The sequence below is a fragment of the Allobosea sp. Root670 genome, assembly GCF_001429415.1.
Classification (GTDB): Bacteria; Pseudomonadota; Alphaproteobacteria; order Rhizobiales; family Beijerinckiaceae; genus Allobosea; species Allobosea robiniae.
In genome coordinates, this window is record NZ_LMJU01000017.1 from 17,897 (window position 1) to 36,791 (window position 18,895).

General features: G+C 67.9%; 15 protein-coding genes. 11 read left to right on the plus strand and 4 right to left on the minus strand.

The features are described 5' to 3' along the window. Positions 1–16 precede the first annotated feature (16 nt). Both ASE61_RS17900 and ASE61_RS17905 read left to right on the plus strand, forming a co-directional pair. A complete protein-coding gene (locus ASE61_RS17900; RefSeq protein ID WP_061970221.1) occupies positions 17–1,015 on the plus strand; it encodes a sterol desaturase family protein in 999 nt (332 codons plus the stop codon). Further along, a complete protein-coding gene (locus ASE61_RS17905; RefSeq protein ID WP_061969213.1) occupies positions 1,012–2,175 on the plus strand; it encodes a GNAT family N-acetyltransferase in 1,164 nt (387 codons plus the stop codon). The genes ASE61_RS17900 and ASE61_RS17905 overlap by 4 nt, the downstream gene beginning before the upstream one ends. Here ASE61_RS17905 and ASE61_RS17910 read toward each other — a convergent pair. Further along, positions 2,099–3,619 (minus strand): hypothetical protein, encoded by a 1,521-nt coding sequence (locus tag ASE61_RS17910; RefSeq protein ID WP_061969215.1) that lies wholly within the window; start codon positions 3,617–3,619, stop codon positions 2,099–2,101. The genes ASE61_RS17905 and ASE61_RS17910 overlap by 77 nt on opposite strands. Positions 3,620–3,825: 206 nt before the next feature. Between ASE61_RS17910 and ASE61_RS17915 the strand changes: the two genes are divergently transcribed. Continuing rightward, positions 3,826–5,967: a GumC family protein gene (locus ASE61_RS17915; protein ID WP_082617542.1), complete on the plus strand. Its 2,142-nt coding sequence runs from the start codon at positions 3,826–3,828 to the stop codon at positions 5,965–5,967. Further along, entirely contained in the window at positions 5,967–7,319 is a 1,353-nt protein-coding gene (locus tag ASE61_RS17920) for a VpsF family polysaccharide biosynthesis protein (RefSeq protein ID WP_200959663.1), read from the plus strand. Before ASE61_RS17915 ends, ASE61_RS17920 begins: the two co-directional genes overlap by 1 nt. Here ASE61_RS17920 and ASE61_RS17925 read toward each other — a convergent pair. Together ASE61_RS17925 and ASE61_RS17930 are read right to left on the minus strand one after the other, a co-directional pair. Beyond that, the gene (locus ASE61_RS17925; RefSeq protein ID WP_061969217.1) at positions 7,261–8,505 is read right to left on the minus strand and encodes a glycoside hydrolase family 5 protein; all 1,245 of its coding nucleotides are present in this window, start codon (positions 8,503–8,505) and stop codon (positions 7,261–7,263) included. The genes ASE61_RS17920 and ASE61_RS17925 overlap by 59 nt on opposite strands. After that, on the minus strand, positions 8,502–9,671 hold the full coding sequence (locus ASE61_RS17930; RefSeq protein ID WP_061969219.1) for a DUF1972 domain-containing protein: 1,170 nt from the start codon (positions 9,669–9,671) through the stop codon (positions 8,502–8,504). Before ASE61_RS17930 ends, ASE61_RS17925 begins: the two co-directional genes overlap by 4 nt. Before the next feature lie 172 nt (positions 9,672–9,843). Between ASE61_RS17930 and ASE61_RS17935 the strand changes: the two genes are divergently transcribed. The 3 genes from ASE61_RS17935 to ASE61_RS17945 all read left to right on the plus strand — a co-directional run bounded on the left by ASE61_RS17935 (position 9,844) and on the right by ASE61_RS17945 (position 13,630). Then, complete coding sequence (locus ASE61_RS17935) at positions 9,844–10,983, plus strand: glycosyltransferase family 4 protein (RefSeq protein WP_061970225.1); 1,140 nt, start codon at positions 9,844–9,846, stop codon at positions 10,981–10,983. Then, entirely contained in the window at positions 10,980–12,233 is a 1,254-nt protein-coding gene (locus ASE61_RS17940; protein WP_061969222.1) for a hypothetical protein, read from the plus strand. Before ASE61_RS17935 ends, ASE61_RS17940 begins: the two co-directional genes overlap by 4 nt. Before the next feature lie 152 nt (positions 12,234–12,385). Next, entirely contained in the window at positions 12,386–13,630 is a 1,245-nt protein-coding gene (locus tag ASE61_RS17945) for a Zn-dependent hydrolase (protein ID WP_061969224.1), read from the plus strand. Here the strand turns inward: ASE61_RS17945 and ASE61_RS17950 are convergent. Continuing rightward, complete coding sequence (locus ASE61_RS17950; RefSeq protein ID WP_061969226.1) at positions 13,608–14,588, minus strand: LysR family transcriptional regulator; 981 nt, start codon at positions 14,586–14,588, stop codon at positions 13,608–13,610. The two genes, ASE61_RS17945 and ASE61_RS17950, sit on opposite strands and share 23 nt — an antisense overlap. Before the next feature lie 153 nt (positions 14,589–14,741). Here ASE61_RS17950 and ASE61_RS17955 point away from each other — a divergent pair, with 153 nt between their 5' ends. The 4 genes from ASE61_RS17955 to ASE61_RS17970 all read left to right on the plus strand — a co-directional run bounded on the left by ASE61_RS17955 (position 14,742) and on the right by ASE61_RS17970 (position 18,891). Then, positions 14,742–15,407 (plus strand): RraA family protein, encoded by a 666-nt coding sequence (locus ASE61_RS17955; RefSeq protein ID WP_061969228.1) that lies wholly within the window; start codon positions 14,742–14,744, stop codon positions 15,405–15,407. A gap of 76 nt (positions 15,408–15,483) precedes the next feature. Beyond that, positions 15,484–17,007 carry an ABC transporter substrate-binding protein gene (locus ASE61_RS17960; protein WP_061969231.1) on the plus strand — a complete coding sequence of 508 codons (1,524 nt, stop codon included), beginning with the start codon at positions 15,484–15,486 and terminating at the stop codon, positions 17,005–17,007. A 94-nt stretch (positions 17,008–17,101) separates the two neighbouring features. Beyond that, complete coding sequence (locus ASE61_RS17965; RefSeq protein WP_061969233.1) at positions 17,102–18,019, plus strand: ABC transporter permease; 918 nt, start codon at positions 17,102–17,104, stop codon at positions 18,017–18,019. Next, the gene (locus ASE61_RS17970; RefSeq protein ID WP_156407147.1) at positions 18,019–18,891 is read left to right on the plus strand and encodes an ABC transporter permease; all 873 of its coding nucleotides are present in this window, start codon (positions 18,019–18,021) and stop codon (positions 18,889–18,891) included. Before ASE61_RS17965 ends, ASE61_RS17970 begins: the two co-directional genes overlap by 1 nt. The last annotated feature ends 4 nt before the right edge of the window (positions 18,892–18,895 follow it).

Here is an 18,895-nt window from a genome sequence, read left to right on the forward strand (position 1 = left end):
GCCGATGTTTGCGCAAATGGCCGATTTTATCGGCAAGATCCTCGACAAGATCTCGGCGACGAGCCTGGTGGCAACCGGGATGCTCCTGCTGACGGCGCTGGTGAGCGCGCTCGTCGCCTATCTCAGGACGACGAAGGAGCGCAGCTTCCGCGAGTTCTTCGATTTCGTGTTTCCCCACGAGATCATCACGCACCCCTCGGCGAAGGCCGACCTGCTGTTCTGGGTCACGCGCAAGGCGCTCATGCCCTTCCTGATGCTGCCGGCGGGCATCACCTTCGTCGTCGCGGTCGGCTATGCGACCAACCGGCTGCTGGCGGCGCTCTTCCAGATCGACGCACCCCTGATCCCCGGCCCGGCCGGACCGGTCACCACGGTGATCTTCACCGTGACGATGCTGCTGGCCTACGACATCTCCTATTATTTCTACCATGTCGCGCAGCACCGCTTCCCGATCCTGTGGGAGCTGCACAAGGTCCATCACTCCGCCGAGGTGATGGTCGGCATCACCAAGGACCGCGTCCACCCGCTGGACGAACTGATGAACCGCGCCTGGGACGGCGTCATCCCCGGCATCTGCTTCGGCATCTGGTCGCTGGTCTCGCTCAATCTGGTCGAACTCACCGTCTTCGGCATCAATGTCTATGTGATGCGCAACATCCTGATGATGGACTTCGTCAGGCACACCCATTTCAAGATCTCGTTCGGATCGCTCAACAACGTCGTCCTGTGCCCGCATTGGCACCAGTTGCATCACAGCGTCGACCCGCGCCATTACGATAAGAATTTCGGCCTGCTCTTCTCGTTCTGGGACCGCTTCTTCGGGACGCTCTGCGTGCCGAAGCCCGACGAGGACTTCAAGTTCGGGCTGATGGAGCGCAATGTCCGCGACTACCAGTCCCTCTCCGGTCTCTATCTGATGCCACTGAAGCGGATGTGGCGGCAGATCAGGTTGCGCCTGCGCCCCCGCGCCAGCGAGCAGCAGGCCACGCCGGATATCGAGGAAACCCGGTCGTGAGCGGGCAGAAGCGGCTCGCCGCGGCAGGCGGCCGGCACATCGAGACGATCACCTCCTATCAGGAGTTCGCCGCGCTCGCGCCAGCCTGGGACGCCCTGTGGCAGCGTGCCGACGGCCTCGTCTTCCAGAGCCATGCCTGGATCGATGCCTGGTGGCGCACCGCGACACGCCGCGACGACCGCGACCTCGTGATCGGTCTGGTGTGGAACGGCGCCGAACTCGAAGCCGTGCTGCCCTTCGCCACGATCCGGCGCCGCGGCGTCACCGTCCTGGAATGGGCGGCCAAGGAGCATAGCGACTACGGCGATGCCCTCCTGGCGCCGGACCGTAATCGCGATGCCGTCGCCGCGCTGTGGTGGGAGATCGCCGCGACCGGCCGCTTCGACATGCTCTATCTCAACCGGCTGCTGCCGGATGCCGCAATGCGGAGCATCATCGCCTCGGACATCACGGCGGGCACCTTGCGCCCGAACCATCGCAGCGAGATCAGCTATCGCGTCGCCGGCCCCTGGCAGCGCGGCACGGACTGGTTCGAGGCGCAGTCGAAGAAGACGCGGCAGAACTACCGGCGCGGCCGGAAATTCATGGAGGAAGGCGGCGAGCTCCGCTTCCGCCTGATGGCGCCGGACGAGCCGCTGGAGCCGGTGCTCGCGCGCGTCGCCGCGCTCAAGCGCAAATGGCTGGAGCGGCATGGCCGCGCTTCCTACCTGTTCGATGAGGGCGCGCCCGCGCTTGCCGCGCTGGTCGGCGTGATGGCCCGGCTCGGCATCCTGCATGTCTTCGTGCTGGAACTGGCCGGCAGCGTCGTCGCGGTCTCGATCAACGTCGTTCAGCGCCGGCGGATGATGGCCTTCATCACCACCTACGACCCGGAATTCGAGCGCGCCTCGCCCGGCATGGTCCTGATGATGGATTATATCCAGTGGTCGATCGACCAGGGTTTGGAGATGGTCGACTTCATGTGCGGCGGCGAGGATTTCAAGCGGCGCTTCGCCACGCAATCCGAGACGCTGGATTCGGTGACCGGCGCGCGCACGCTGGTCGGACGGCTCGCCATGATGGCCGACGGCGCCGGCCATGCCCTCAGGAACTGGCGCTCGCGTCCGCCGGCTTCCGCCGAGCCAGCGGATTCCGCCGAACCATCGCCGAGCCATCGATGAATTCGAAGCCGCCGGCGCTGTTCAGGCTGTGCAGGCGACGGCCGGGCCAGAGCGGACCGGCCTCCAGGATGGTCTCGATGTCCTGCGCGAAACCGGCATCGTCGAGTTGGGTGACGCGGGCGATGCCGAGCGCCTTGCCGTAGCCCTGGCGGCAATCCTGCACAGGGCGCAGCAATTGGCCGTCACGCAGGACCATACGGCCGGCGGGGCGCGCCGAGGCGATGTCGATCAGCACGGGATTGCGCCGATGCGGGGTCCAGGGCCCTCGGAAATCCGGCGCCGACCACAGATGCAGCGCGTCGGAGAACGACCCGCCGCCATCGCGCACCGTCGCGAACAGCCACCATAGCCCGTCCCGCTCGATGATTGTGGCGTCGCTCGCGGTGACGCCCTCGATCAGGGTCGCCTCCTTCACCCAGCCGCCCGGGAAGGCGGTGGCGCGGAACAGGTCGACCCGCCCCGCGCTGCAGCTCTCCGGAATCATCCAGATCTCCCCGTCCCGCGCGAAGACGAAGGGATAGGACAGGTGCCCCGGCTGCTCGAAGACGGGCTCGGGCCTGCCCAACGGACCGTCCGATCCGAACTCGACCGCCGAGATGATGCCCTTGCCGGTCGCATGGACGAAATCCTCGACGAAGAGCGTGAGCCGGCCTTCGTGCAGGATCGGAAACGGATCGGCATAGAAGCGGGTGCCGTCATCCGGCAGATCGGTCCAGCCGCTGTCGGGATGCCGTTTCAACGCGAACAGGTCGGGGCCGTCGAACCTGCGCCAGCCGACCCGCCAATGCGGCGCATGGAAACAGGCCCGGTAGACCAGTGCGAGCGCTTTCGAGACCCCCGCCTTGACGATGGTCTTCGCGATGCCGGCTTGCGGCGCGGACGTCGCCGGCTGCTCGGCCTCCATCACCGGCAGGGCCGGAACACGCAGTCGCCCGCCGGACACGGCGGCAACGATCAGCGTCACCAGCCGGCTGAGGACGTCGTCCAGCGTCGCCAGAAGGACGCGGCCATACTCGGTTCCCGGGCGGCCGGCGGCGATCAGTTCGCCGCCTTCCTTCAGTTCGACCAGCGGCATCCGCCCGGCGAGCAAGGCAGCAACGAGAGCGCCCTCTCCCGCCTCTCCGTCGGCATGCAGGGTCCAGCGACGGCCCGGCACGACTGTCGCTCCCTTGCCGAGATCCAGAACCAGATCGGCAGCTCCCGCCGACCGGCCGATCGGAACCGTCACAGCGCTGCGGGGCGCCGTGGCGAACAGGCTATCGGGCCGCAGGCCGTGGAGGAGGCCTTCGACGCGAAACAGAAGGCCGAGCCCGCTCTGGTCGGCCGGATCGGCCTCCGGCAGCGAAATCGATAGATCGAGGCCCTGAATGCCGCTCAGGCGAGCGATCAGCAGGAGATGCCATCGCCGCAACGGCGAAGCACCGATCGTCAACGTCAGTCGCATGCCCCATCCCACGCGGCGGCGCGCGCCGAGCGGCTCGCCAGCAGCAGGCAACCTGCCATGCCGGGATTTCGATTTCGTTAGCCCTGACGCCGCAGCGGAGCCACGGCCGAACGGGGCTTGTTAAGGAGTCGATGGCATGGTCCCGGAGGTGCCGCGGCCTGGAAAGGCCGCTGTGCCGGCATTGTTGCGTTGAGTAGAGTAGAGGAATGGCCAGCCTGGCTGCGAGCGATCATCGGCAGGAGGAAGCGGTGCAGCCGGCTCCTCGGGAAGGCTATCGCCGGCGCCCGGATGGCGCTGTCGAGATTTCCGAGCTCTGGCGCATCCTCTGGCATCGCCGTTTCATGATCCTGGGCATCGCCGGCCTGCTGGCGGGCCTGGCGCTGGCCTATGGCGTCGTGAGTTCGCCGCTCTATACCGCCTCGGCCCAGCTCCTGATCGACCCGCGCGATCGCAACGTCGTCAGCAACGACGTCAACCCCAGCACCGTCTCTCCGGATGGCGGCCTGGCGCAGGTCGAGAGCCAGACCAGCGTCATCCAGTCCACCAGCGTGCTGATGCGCGCCATCCGCGCCACGCATCTCGCGGAGGATAGCGAGTTCAATGGTCGAGGCCTGCTCTCGCGCCTTTTCGGCCGGGGCGCCGCCGATCCGCCGAATGCCGATGGCAGCCTGACGCCGGCGGAAACGCGCACGCTGACCAATCTGCGCCGCCTGTTCTCTGTGCGCCGCGCCGACAAGGTCTTCGTCGTCGACGTCGTCGTGACGACGAAGGACGCGGAGAAATCCGCGAAACTCGCCAACGCCATCGCCGAAGCCTATCTCGCAGACCAGGCCGATGCCCGCAGCAAGGCAGCGACCGAGGCTGCCGATTCCCTGACCGCCCGGCTCGACGAACAGCGCAAACGTGTCGAGAAGGCCGAGAATGCCGTCGAGCGCTACCGCCAGGAGAACAATCTCGTCGCCTCCTCCGGTCGGCTGATCAGCGACCAGCAGCTCGGCGAGATCAGCAACCAGCTCTCCGCAGCCCAGGCACGGACGGCCGCGCTCAAATCCCAGGTCGAGCAGATCGCCCAGCAGCGCCGCAGCGGCGGCAGCCTCGCCGGCAGCTCGACCGAGGCGATCCAGTCGCCGGTCGTCGCCAAGCTGCGCGAGCAGGAGGCGACGCTGGTCCAGCGCGCGGCCGATCTGCAGAGCCAGCTCGGCCCGCGCCATCCCTCGATCGGCGCGGCCCAGAGCCAGCTCGTCCATATCCGCCAGATGATCGCGACCGAAATCGCCCGCGTCGAGCAATCCGTGCGCACCGATTACGAGCGCGCGCTCGGCAACGAGAAGCTCTTGTCCGGCAAGCTGGAAGCCCTGACCCGGCAGACGCAGGGAGCCGACCAGGCCTCGGTCCGGCTGCGCGATCTCCAGCGCGATCTCGAGGCTGCCCGCACCGTCTATGCCAATTTCCTGCTGCGCGCCCAGGAAACCCGCGAGCAGGCCAGTCTCGACACCACCAATGCCCGCATCATCAGCCGGGCGCAGCCGCCGCAACAGAAAAGCTGGCCGCCGACCCTCCCGCTCATCGCGGCTGCCGGAATGCTGGGCCTCGGCCTTGGCGCGGGCCTCGCGCTGATCGGGGAATACGCCGCGCCTCATCTCATGTCCCGTTCCCAGACGGAGGCGCTGGTGGGCGCGCCGGTCATCGCCATCATGCGTCCGCGCAAGCCGGCCACGAAACGACGCTGGCGCCTGTGGAAGGCGTCGCCCGCGCCAGCGGAAGCCGATGGCGAGGCCGGGCTCGCGCTGCTGCGCCTGTTCAACGCGCCGGAAACGGGGGCGACGGCGGCCCGCAGCCTCCTCCTGACCTCGGTCGAGGCCGACGCGGCCGATCGCGAGCGCGTGACGGATCTCCTTGCGGAAGCAGCCGTGCAACAGGGCGAGCGCGTGCTGCTGGTCGATGCCGATCTCGAAAAGGCGCCGGAGGAAACCGGCCCCGGCCTGATGGACCTGCTCCGTGGCGAAAGCAGCCTGGAGGCGGCGATCCATTTCGGCGCCAGCAAGGATGTCGCGATGATGTCGGGCGGGCGCCGCAAGGCCCCGCCGCAGAAGGGCGTCGGCCGCACCTTCGCGACGCGGATGCTGGCCGATGCGAGCCGCCATTTCGATCTCGTCGTGATGGATGGCGGCGCACTCGGTCGCAATGTCAGGATTGCCCCGCTCGTCGGCATGGCCGAAGAGATCGTGCTGGTCGCCCGGCTCTATGGCACCCGTCAGCAGGATATCGTGCAGGCCATGGAGGCGGCGCGCATCATGGGTCGCTCGATCACGGCGACGATCCTCGTCGACAACGGCGGAAGCGGCTGATGCGCACCGCCGGCCCCGGCGCCGCCGCAGGGCTTCGGGCAGCACCGGTCTGGGCGCGCCTCGGCGGCCTGAGCCGCATCGGCACGCTCGCTGCGGTGCTGGTGCTGTTCTGCGTCTCCGGCGGCATGCTCTGGCTTGTCGGCTATAATTACGACGGCCTCGCCGGCTCCGCCGCCACCAAGATCCACCCCTCGACCTACATGATCGTGCTGGTTTTCTGCTGGAGCCTGATCGCCAGCGGCGACCCGGTCAGCCGCGGCATCCATCTCGCCAGCGCCCGGCCGGCGACGTTGCTGATGCTGGTCGTCACCATCGCCGTCATCGTGGTGACCCTCCTGCGCGGCGGCGCCGGCATCGGCGGTCTGGTCGACACCTATGTCGCCGCCTGCCTTCTCGTCTTCCTGCTTGCCGATGCCGATGACGAGACCATGGCGACGCTGACCACGCTGCTGCACGTCGTGATGACGCTGAACGCCCTGCTCGCGCTCGCCGAATTCGTCACCCAGATCAGGCTGTTCCCCTACCGCTTCGACGGCATCGCCTTCGAGACCGATACGCGATCGGCGGCGCTGCATGGCCATCCCCTCGCCAATGCGATGATCACGGCCTGCTACCTGATGGCGCTGATCAGCGGCGCCCGCCCCCTCTCGCCGTCCGTGCGCGGCACGCTGATCGCCTTGCAGAGCGCCGCCCTCGTCGTCTTCGGCGGGCGCACCGCGCTTCTGGCCTCGCTGGCACTGGGCCTCTGCTACGGCATCGTCGTGCTGTTCGCCTCGCTGCGCCGCGGCCGGGTCTCGCTGGTCGGCGCCGCGATCGGCTGCCTGCTGGCGGCGCTGCTGCCGGTCGCGATCGGCGGACTGGCGGCCCTCGGCTTCTTCGACGATCTGGCCGCGCGCTTCATTTCCGACGGCGGCAGCGCCAATGCTCGCAAGGAAATGCTCGACCTGCTCGGCATGTTCTCGCTGGGCGACCTCGTCTTCGGCCCGGACAACGAACTCGTCGACACGCTCCGGCGCGTCAACGGCCTGGAATGGGGCATCGAGAACCCCTTCATCCGCATGATCCTCTACCAAGGCGCGATCGTCACCGCGCTGGTCACCGTGGCCTTCGGCCTGTTCATGTACGAGCTCGCGCGGCTGGGGCGGGCCGGCGGCGTCTGGCTGCCGATGGTGGTCTGGATCATCCTTCTGAACGGCTCGGAGAGCATCGCGACCAAGACCACGCTGCCTGCCAAGTTCGCGATCGTCGTGCTCTGCCTCTACCGGCCGGAGCGTCAAGGCCGGACGAACACACTCAGCCCGGCATCGTCAGCCCGAGCGCCTCGATCATGGCCGGGTCGGGCCGCCGGCTGACATCGTCGACCAGCAGACCGAGGCTGTCGAACAGGTTCCAGAAGGCCCAGGGAAAGCCGAGCGCCTCGGCGCTCATCCGGACGTCGCGGACATAGCGCGCCCGGTCGGCGGGCGCGGAGGCGGCGATGCCGGCCCCTGTGCGGACGGCACCGAATTCGCCCATCAGGATGCGGCCGGGCGCGACGCCCTCGCGCTCCGACCAGGCTCGAACGTTCCGCAGATAGCCCTCGATGAAGGGGCGGTCCGGCCGGGCGTCGAAATACTCCTTCAGCACCCGCTCGGTCTCCCGGTAGGTGGCCGCACCGCGTCCCGTTGCCGGCTGGCCGAGCTCCGCCATGCGAACGCGGACGGCGGCGAGCGTCGCCTCCAGCGTTCCGCGCGAGGCCGGCCAGGGCACCGCGTTGAGCGCGGGATAGAACGGCTCGCTCATCCATTTCGCGCCCTGATGCGAGAACAGATATGGCTCGTAGAAATGGAAGGTGAAGAGCAGCGGTTCGAAAGCCGCCAGTGCCCTCGCCTGCAGCGGCTCCAGCCCGGCGATCATGCTGCCGCAAGCCCCGGTCGCGACCAGGGTCAGGCCGGGCGCGGCGCTGCGGGCGGCGCCGAGCATTCGCTTCTGGAGCCGCTCCCATTCGGCCGCGCCGCAGGCCTGGAACGGCTCGTTGACCGGTTCGAGCGCGACGCGGTCCGGACCCAGCAGGGCGAGTCGCCGCGCCAGTTCGGCGATCAACGCGAGATAGGCGGGAAAGCCGGGAGCGGTCTCGCTGCCGAAGAAATGCGCCGGCGTCCAGTGATGTGTCGCGGCATTCGCGTGGAGATTGAGCACGACCGTGAAATCCTGGCCGAGCGCCAGCGCGACCGCAGCCATGACTTGATCCAGCAGAATCGCGCGCTCGTGCGGCGCCGCTGCGACGATCGGGCCGGGGTCGACGGGGATGCGCACGAAATCGAAGCCCGCCCGCCGCAACTGCCCGAGATCGCGCGCGGTCGGAACCGGTCGGTCGAGCTGGAAAGGCGGCCAGTCATAGTCGGTGCGCGGCGCCGGAAATTCCCGCGTCAGCGAGAACCAGGGCCAGAGGTTGATCCCGCGCCGAAGGACGATCGGTCCTGCCGCCCGCGCCCGATCCCGGCCGAGGAGAGCCGCTCCTGCAGCGCCCGCCAGAACGGCCCGGCGGCTGAAGCTCATCCGCAGCCCTTGTCCGCCAGTTTGACGGCGGTCAGTTCCGGCTCGGCGCCCCGGTTCATCAGAGCCAGCGCCTCCCGCTCGTAATGTTCGAGCACGGCATCCCACTCGAAACTCTCCCGCGCCCGCGCCAGCGCCGCCGCCTTCAGGCGCCCGGCGAGGTCGTCATCGGCGATCAGCCTGTCGATCGCCTCGGAGCAGCTTGCCTCGTCGGAGAAGAACAAGCCGGCATCGCCAGCCGTCCAGCGGTTATAGGGATTGTCGTGCGCGATGACCGGATTGCCCGCCCAGAGCGCCTCGACCAGCGACGGATTGGTGCCGCCGACGGTATGGCCGTGCATATAGGCGCGGGCATGGAAGCGCAGGGCCTGGACGATATTCGCATCGTAGATCGCACCCGGCGTCAGCACCTCCGGCCCGGCCGCGGCCATGATCCGGCGATGGTAGTCGATCTCGTCGGAAAGCGTCCCGAGGACCACGAGCTTCATGCCGCGCGGCTTGCGCGAGAACGCCTCGACCAGCGTGAGGATCGAATTGTCCGGCTCGATCCGGGCGATCGAGACGAGGTAGCGGCCACTTTCAAGGCCGAGCTTGGCAAGCGGGGCTGTCGGTGCTGAGGAGATCGGCACGCCGCCATAGGGAATCATCGCCGTCGCCGCGCGCGGTCGGCGGGTCGCCAGATGATCGGCGATGATCGGGTGGTCGGCCACGAGCCGGTTCGACGTCCAGGCCGCGATCCATTCATTGACCCAGAACCAGGCACGGACCGGAAAGGGCCATTTCGGCCGGCGCCATTCGATGCCGTCCATATTGGTCAGGATCTTCCGGCCGGACAGGCGCAGCCAGGGCAGGAAGACGGCCCCGTTATAGCCGAGCACGAGGCTCACCGCCTCGCGCCGCGCCGCATCGCGTACGCAGTGCCAGTCGAATTCGAGCGTCGCCCGCGGCCCTTCCGACGCAACCTGCGTGCGGATCAGCTCGATGCCCCGCCACATCTCGCTGCGAAAGCGCTGCGTGACGGTGGTCACCTCATCCTGGCAGTAGACGCCGACGCGCCAGCCACGCTCGACGAGAAAGAGCGCCAGTTTCTCCGCAAAGGTCTCGAAACCGCCATGCGCTGCCGGAATCCCGCGTGTTCCAAGGATCAGCAGGGTGGGAGGGGTAGCCATTTTAAAACTGTCCAAACCGGCTCGCGAAGAATCGCGAGCAAACGTCGCATCTCGCATTATGCCTTGAAGAACCGTGATTTATCCTCCTTTCATTTGGAATGGTTAGGGTCTGCTTTCCCGAATTCCGGACGTGGCCGGAACGGGCCGCCGCGGCCTCGAACGGAAATGGATCGTGACCCTCCGCATTGCCTGCATTCACCAGGGTTACGAGCTCTATGGCTCGGATCGCAGCTTCGCCGAAAGCGTCGCGGCCCTGCGCCAAGCCTATCCTTCCGCCGAGATCGAGGTCGTCCTGCCACGCGAGGGGCCGATCCGGGGGCTGCTCGAAGGCAGCGCCAGCCGGATCGTGCTCGAGCCGCTCTGGGTGCTCAGGCGCAAGGACCTGCCCCGGCTGATCGCAACCGCGCCGATCGTCCTCTCCCGCGCCGTTCTCCGGGCCGCACGACGCTTCAGGCGGTGCGATCTCGTCTACATCAACACCTCGGTCATCGTCGATCACGTCCTCGCCGCCCGGTTCTTCCCGGGCAAGGCGCTCCAGCACATCCACGAGATTCCCGAAGGCGCGACCCGCACGCTGCTGCGCCGGCTCGTCCTCTGGGGTCGCGCCCGATTGATCTTCAACTCGCGGGCGACGCGCGAGGCCTTCGAGCCCCCGCCCGGCCTTCCCTCGGACGTGATCTATAACGGCGTCGCCGGCTCCGCCGACTGGGCGCCGACAGACTATGACGGCAAGCGCCGTCTGCGCGTGCTGATGCTCGGCCGGATCAATCGCATCAAGGGACAGGAAATCCTGCTCGCAGCGCTCGCCGCCCTTCCCGCGGAGGTCCGCGGCCGCATCGAGACCCGCATCGTCGGCAGCGCCTTCGAGGATCCCGGCCTCGAAATCGCCCTGCGTGAAGCCGTGGCGAGCGCCGGCCTCGATTCCCATGTCAGCGTCGAGCCCTTCCTCGACGATCCGACGCCGCTCTATCGCTGGGCGGATGTCGTCGCCGTGCCGTCGCGCCGGCCCGAATCGCTTGGCCGCGTCGCGATCGAGGCGATGGCCTTCGGTCGTCCGCCGCTCGCCTCCGCCATCGGCGGCCTGCGCGAGGTGGTGGAAGACGGCATCACCGGCCGCCTGCTGCCGCCGGGCGACGCGGACGCACTCGCGCAGGCTCTCGCAGAGATCGTCGACAAGCCGGACATCCTCGCGCCGATGGCGCGGGCCGGGCGCGAGCGCTTCACTGCCCTGTTCAGCGAGCAGGCGGTGGCACAAGCCATCGCCGCCGTCGCCGACGACATGCTACGTCGGAACACGGCCCGCTTACGATGAACCTCCAGGCCATCCGCCGCATCGTCCTGCGGCTCGTCGTCATGGTCGGCGGCGAGGCGATGCAGAGTGCCTTCCATCTCGGCCTCAACATCGCGCTGCTGCATGCGGTATCCGCCCGCGATTACGGCATCTTCGCGCTGGTGATGGTCGTCGGCGGCCTCGGCCTGACCTATATCCGCGCGCTCACGGCCCTGCCCGCCAGCATCGCGATCGCCCAGAGCCGCCGCTCCGGTGCGGCCGGCGCCTATGAGGTCAGCTTCGGTTCGGCCGCGATGCTGCTGTCGCTGCTGCTCGGCCTCGTCGTCACCGGCGTGCTCAACGTCTGGCTCGACGAGGGGGCCCTGTTCGGCGGCGCCTTCGTCGGCCTGTGGGCGATGCGGGCGCATGTCCGCATGGTCTTCTTCGCTCGCGGCCGCCAGATGCTGGTCAGCATCAGCGACCTCGCCTTCACATTGAGCGGGACGGCGGGGACGGCCTGGGTGATCTGGGACAATACCCACATCCTCCTGCACACCTTCATGGTGATGGCCGGCGCCAATGCACTCGGCATCGCGGTGCTGCTGGTCCTGGGACGGCGCAAGCTTCGGCTCAGCTTCGGCCGGCATGTCTGGCGGCGCTATCGTCGGCTCTGGCGCGACCTGAAATGGTCGGTGCTGAGCGTGACGATCACCAATCTGCAGGGCCAGAGCATGGCACTGATGGTCGCGGCGATGGCCGGCCCGGCGGCTTACGCCCCGATCGCGGCGGCATTGGTCAATTTCGTGCCGCTGCGCATCGTCTCCGCCGGCTTCGCCAATATGCTGCATCCCGAGCTCTCGACGCTCATGGCGCATCGCGACTTCGCCAAGGTCGGGCAGAGGCTGCGCCGTTGGCCGCCGGTGCTGGCAGGGCTGGGCTTCCTCTACGGCGTCGCCATCCTGATCGCCCTGCCCTTCATCGAGCCCGGCAGCCTCGAAGGCGCGCGGTTCTTCGAGATATCCGTGCTCGCCTGGGTGATGAGCAGCCTGCCGATGCTCTATGTCATGCCGCGCATCTGGCTGGAGATCGTGCAGGATTATCGCTCCATCGCCATTCTCTCGGCGATCGCTGCCGCCGCCGGATTGCTGCTCGTCTTCGTCCTGCTGCTGACGGTCTCCCCGTCCTGGGCGCTGCTCGGCGGCGCGCTCTCCGAGATCATCGTGCTCGTCGGCTCCTGGGCGATCGTCCGACCCCGGCAACGAGCGGCCGAAGCGGCTGGCCAATTGCGCTGACGCGGACGCGCCGATGGCTAGCATAGGCAATATCTATTTGCCTGCGCCGCCCCCGGCCTGAAATCCTGCGGCGGATGGTTCGCTCGCTCTGGCAGAGCGGACCTGTTCGCCCCGCAGCAGCTCCCGCCCAATCCGGCGGAGAGGAGAACGTCATGCCCAGCCTCGACACGGCCCGTATCGACATCGAGCGGTTCTGGACCACGATCGAGCGCTCGGCGGAAATCGGCCCGGGCCGGCCGGGCGGCCTCTCGCGCCTCGCCCTCTCCGATGCCGACAAGGACATCCGCGACACCTTCGTCGGCTGGTGCCGCGAGGCCGGGCTCACCGTGCGCGTCGACGGCATCGGCAACATCTTCGCCCGCCGCGCCGGCACCGATGACAGCCTGCCACCGGTGGTGATGGGCAGCCATCTCGATACCCAGATCAATGGCGGCCGCTTCGACGGCATCGCCGGCGTGCTCGGCGGTCTCGAAGTCTGCCGCACGCTCGACGCGCTCGGCCATCGCACGCGCCGGCCGATCGAGATCGTCAACTGGACCAACGAGGAAGGCGCACGCTTCTCGCCGCCGATGGTCGGCTCCGGCTGCTTCGTCGGCGCCTATACGCTCGACTTCGCGCAGGGACGCACCGACGAGGACGGCCGCTCGATCGGCCAGGAGCTGGAGCGGATCGGCTATCGCGGCGAGATGGAAGCCGCCCCGCACGCCTTCGACGCCTATATCGAGTTCCATATCGAGCAGGGCTATTATCTCGACCGCGACGGCATGCAGGTCGGCGTCGTCACCGGCGGTTTCCCGAGCACCGGCATGCTCGTCGAGTTCAAGGGCGAGACCGCCCATACCGGCCCCTGGCCGATGGAGCGCCGCCGCAACGCTCTTCTGGCCGGCGCCCGCCTGCTGGTCGAGACTGACGAGATTGGCTGGGCTTATGCCGCCGGCGGCGGCAAGGCGACGGCCGCGCGCCTCGCCGCCTGGCCGAACAAGCCGGGCATCCTCTCCGACTGGGCGCAGGCCGTCTGCGACGTCCGCCATCCCGATCCGGAAACCTCTGAGGTCATGGCCGAGCGCGTGCGCCGCGCCGTCGGCGAATCCGCCGCCCGCGCCGGCTGCACCGCCGAGATCCTCGACGTCTGGAAATGGGGCGGAAAAATCTTCGCGCAGGAGCTGATCGACAGCGTCCGCCAAACCTCGCTGGCATTGGGCTACCGCACGCAGGACATCCTCAGCCAGGCCGGGCACGACGCCTATTTCGTCGCGCGCCATGCGCCGACGACGATGATCTTCGCCCCCTGCAAGGGTGGCATCACCCATAACAATGCCGAGCTCTGCACGAGGGAGGACCTAGAACCCGGCCTCAACGTGCTGCTTCACACCGTCATGAAACGGGCGGATCGCTGAGCAGAACCGCGGCGGGCTCAGTCGCCGGCTCCTCCTCGGTCGCGACGCGCTGCTGCTCGAACAGCCGCAGGAAGGCCTCTTCCGCGGCATTGAGCTGCATCGCCGGATTGGAGATGAAATAGAGATCGGCGCCGAGCAGATCCTCGGGCCGCGCCAGGTTCCACAAGGAGCGGCTCTCCAGCGCCTCGGCCACCGAGGCCAACGGCAGGATGCCGATGCCGAGCCCGGCCGCGATCATCCGCGTGACCTCTTCGAGATTCGGGCTGGAGCCAACGACCCGGCTGCCGAGCCCCGCTCCTTCCCTGACCGAGACCATTGGCTCCAGCGCCCCGTCCTGCCCGCAGGCGAGCGCCACGAAGGGCTCGTCGCGCAACTCGGCCAACGGCACGTCCGAGAGCCCGAAGAGCGGATGCCCGCGCCCGCACAGGATACCGAATTCCTCGCGCAGCAGTGGTCGGCAATCGAGCCCGGCCAAAGGCTTGGCGAGCAGGCAAAAACCGAAGGGGCTGAGCTTCTGCGAGATGGCGCGGACGATGTCCTGGCTGTTGGCGACGTCGATGCGCACGCTGACGCCGGGATGCTTGCGGTTGAGCAGCGTCAGCGTCCGGTCGAGCGGCGGCAGCACGACATGGGTCACGACGAGCAGCCGCACGAGCCCGGTCAGATCGTCATGATCCTCCGACAGACGGTCGCCGATGCGCGCCACGCTGCGGTAGATGTCGACGCATTCCTTGTAGAGCAGCTCGCCGCGCTTGGTCAGGACGAAGCGCCGGCTGTCGCGCTGGATGAGCTGGCCGCCCAGCGTCTCCTCGAGCCTTTGCAGCGCCGCGCTGACCGTGGGCTGGCGCACGAGCAGACGGTCGGCCGCCCGCGTGATGCTGCGTTCCTCGACGATGACGAGGAAGGTATGCAGCAGGTTCCAGTTGAGATGGTGCAGCTTCGGCTTCGTTCCGTTCAAGCGCGTATCTCTCTTCCCTTGGTGGCCCCTGCCCCTTATGCAAACCCGCTGCCGTGGCAAGCCTATGCTTAGCATAGGAACTGTCTATTGGACCCGGTTTCGGTGCTTCCGTAGGTTCGGCAGAACGCGACATCCTCCAGCGCAAGGGCGACCATGACAGCGACCGGATCATCGGCCGAAGCCTCGATCGCACAGCGCGCCGCGCTCTTCCGCGAGATCGAGACCGCAACGCTCGGCCATATCCTGACCGAGGGTTTCATGGTCCCGGCGATCCAGTGCGTCATCGAGGGCCCGCGCGTCTGCGGACCGGCCCTCACAGTCAGCGTCCCCGCCGATGACGGCGCGGTTCTCTCCTGCGCCCTGACGCAGGCCAAGCCCGGCGACATCCTCGTCATCGATCGCCAGGGCGACGATCGCCATGCCTGCTGGGGCGCGGTGATGACCGCCGCCGCCCAGGCCGCCGGCATCGTCGGCATCGTCATCGACGGCTTCGTCACCGATGTCGCGGCGATCAGGGCCTCGGGCCTGCCGGTCTGGTGCCGCGGCCGCTCGCCGCTGACGACCAAGCTCCTCGGCAAGGGCGGCTCCATCGGCGAGACCGTGAACTGCGGCGGCGCGACGGTGCGCCCCGGCGACCTCGTCCTCGCCGATGAGAATGGCGTCTGCGTCATCGATCCCGCCGAGGCGGAGACGCTCGCCCGGACCTGCGCCGCCATGCAGGCGGCCGAGCCCGGCGTCATCGAGCGGGTCAGCAAGGGCGAACGCATCGACGAGATCAACGGCGCGCGGAAACTCTTCGAAACATCGCGAGCCTCGTAGGCCCCGGCCGCAGAATCGCCCATAGAGGCGCGCTTCGGCCGGACGGATCATCCAGAAGACACAGGGGAACAGACCGATGAAGATTTTGGGAACGACCGCGCTGGCCGGCGCGCTGCTGGCTGCGTCCTTTGCGCTGGCACCGGCTCCGGCCATGGCCGGCAAGGCCGACGATACGCTCAACGCCGCCTTCGCGCTGGAGCCGGAGGCGCTCGACACCTACAAGATCGCCGGCCGCGAGGGCCTGATCCTGGCCCGGCACATCTATGACGGCCTGCTCTACAAGGATCTCGACACCGGCGAGATCAAGCCGGCGCTGGCCAAGGCCTGGCGCTTCGTCGATCCGACGACGATGGAATTCGACCTGCGCGAGGGCGTGACCTTCCATAACGGCGCCAAGTTCACCGCCGACGACGTGGTCTACACCCTGACCACCGTGCTCGACCCCGCCTACGGCACGCGCTTCCGCATCGCCGTGGACTGGATCGACAAGGTCGAGAAGGTCTCGGACTTCCAGGTCCGCATCAAGATGGCCAAGCCCTTCGCCGGCGCCGTCGAGATGCTGGCCGATGCGCTGCCGATCTATCCGGCCGCCTATTTCAAGGAGGTCGGCTCGGCCGGCATGGCGGCCAAGCCCGTCGGCACCGGCCCCTACAAGCTCACCGAGATGACGCCCGGCATCCGCTACGCCTTCGAGCGGTTCGACGGCCATTATGCCGGCAGCCCGAAGGGCAAGCCCGCAATCGGCAAGATCGTGGTGCGCACCATCCCCGAGCTGAACACGCAGTTCGCCGAACTGATGGCTGGCAAGCTCGACTGGACCTGGCGCATCCCGCCGGACCAGGCCGCGCGCCTCGCCAGCCGCGTGCAGATCGTCAACGGCCCGATCATGCGCATTTCCTATGTCGGCATGACCGTGACCGGCAAGGGCAAGGACTACCCGACCAAGAACCTGAAGGTCCGGCAGGCGATCAACCACGCCGTCAACCGCGAGGCCATCGTCAAGGCCTTCGCCGGGGGCGCCTCGCAGGTCCTCAACGCCGCCTGCAACCCCAAGCAGTTCGGCTGCGCCCAGGACGTGACGAAATATGCCTACGATCCGGCCAAGGCCAAGGCGCTGCTGGCGGAAGCCGGCTTCGCCAACGGGGTCGATATCGAGATGGTCTTCGCCGCCATGCCGCGCCCGGTCGCCGAGGCGATCGCCAGCGATCTCGGCAAGGTCGGCATCCGCACCACGCTGAACGAGCAGCAATATGCTGCCGGCGTGCAGAAATGGCGTGCGGGCGAACTGCCGGCCTTCTTCACCAACTGGGGCAGCTACGGCACCGGCGACGTCGCCTTCATCATCTCCAACTTCTTCGGCGGCGGCGCCGACGACCTTGTCCAGGACAAGGACGTCATGGAGCTGGTCAACGCGGCCGACACTTCGCAGGACCGCGCGCTGCGCGAGGCGAACTATGCCAAGGCGCTGAAGAAGATCGCCGATCAGGCCTATTGGCTGCCGATGTACGACTTCAACATCAATTACGGCCTGTCGAAGGACCTGACCTTCAAGCCCCATCCGGACGAGTTCGCCCGCTGGTGGCTGTCGAGTTGGAAGTAACGGCTTCGCTCCTATCGCCGCGCCGCTTCCAGTCCCCGGCTGGTAGCGGCGCCTCTCCTGCCAGGCAGGCCGACCCGCTATTCCCGGAGCCGTCATGCTGCCCTTTCTCGCGCGCCGCCTGATCGTCGCCGCCCTCGTGGCGCTCGCCGTCTCGGCCGTCGCCTTCGGATTGATGTTCGTCTCCGGCGATCCCGCCGTCGTCCTCGCCGGCCAGGCCGGCCGGGCGCAGGATGTCGAGCTGATCCGGCAAGCCTATGGCCTCGACCGGCCGATCCCGCTTCAGTTCCTGAGCTGGATCGGCAACGCCTTCGCGGGCAATTTCGGCACGAGCCTCTATTTCAACCTGCCGGTGGCGCCGATCATCGCCGAGCGGCTTTCGGTCACGCTAGTGCTGGGCTCGGCCGCCTTCCTGCTCGCACTCGTGGTCGCCGTCCCGCTCGGCATCCTCGCCTCGCTCAAGCCCGGCGGCACGATCGACCGCATCGCCCTGATGCTCGCCGTGCTCGGCCAGGCGATCCCGAGCTTCTGGCTCGGCCTGATCCTGATCGTCGTCTTCGGCGTCTGGTATGGGCTCGTGCCGATCTCCGGCACCGAGAACTGGCAGGGCTATATCCTACCCGTCGTGGTGCTCAGCTACTACGCCATGCCCGCCCTGATGCGCCTGACGCGAGCCGGCATGATCGACGTGCTCACCGCCGATTATATCCGCACCGCCCGCGCCAAGGGCGCCTCGCAGCCGCGCGTCCTGCTGGTCCATGCTTTGCGCAACGCGGTGCTGCCGCTGGTCTCGCTGGCGGCCGTGCAGTTCGGCCTGATGCTCTCGGGCTCGATCGTCATCGAGAGCGTCTTCGCCATCAACGGGCTCGGGCGCCTCGCCTGGGAATCGCTGCTGCGCAGCGACCTGCCGGTGGTGCAGGCGATCATCCTGATCCTCTCGCTGATCTACGTCACGCTGACCACGGTGGCGGACCTGATCAATGCCTGGCTCGATCCCCGCTTGAGGAGCGCCTGATGTCGATCGCCGACAGCCCTGCCATCCGCCGGCGCAAGCTCTTCAAGGGCCTGAGCGCCAGCACCGCCATCCGCATCGGCGGTGGTCTGCTCGCGGTCATCGTCTTCGTCGCGATCTTCGCGCCCTGGCTCTCGAGCCATGATCCGATCGCGCAGGATCTCGGCAAGCGCATGATCCCGCCCTTCTGGTATCCGGGCTCGGACCCGGCACACTGGCTCGGCACCGACCATCTTGGCCGCGACTATCTCGCCCGCCTGCTCTATGGCGCGCGCGTCTCGCTGCTGATCGGGCTCGGCGTCACGCTCTGCGCCGGGTTCATCGGCACGATGCTCGGCCTCGCCGCCGGCTATTTCGGCGGCCGTGTCGATATGGCGATCAGCTTCATCGTGACGACGCGGCTCTCGCTCCCGATCGTGCTGGTCGCGCTCGCGGCGGTGGCGCTCGGCGGCGCCTCCCTGAAGACGCTCGCGATCGTGCTGAGCCTGCTGCTCTGGGACCGTTTCGCCGTGGTCGTGCGCGCCGCGGCCCAAAGCCTGCGCAGCCGCGAATTCGTGCAGGCGACGCAGTCCTTCGGCGCCTCGCATCTCTACATCATGCTGCACGGCATCCTGCCGAACCTGCGCAACACGCTGATCGTGGTCGCGACGCTGGAGATCGCCAACGTCATCCTGCTCGAAGCCGCGCTGTCCTTCCTCGGTCTCGGCGCCCAGCCGCCGACCCCGTCCTGGGGCCTGATGATCGCGGAAGGACGCGAGCACATCCTGTTCGACCCCTGGCTGATCGCCTTGCCGGGCGCCGGGCTCTGCCTGCTGATCCTGGCGGTGAACCTGCTCGGTGACGGTGTCCGCGACGCGCTCGACGAAAAGCGCTGAGCGG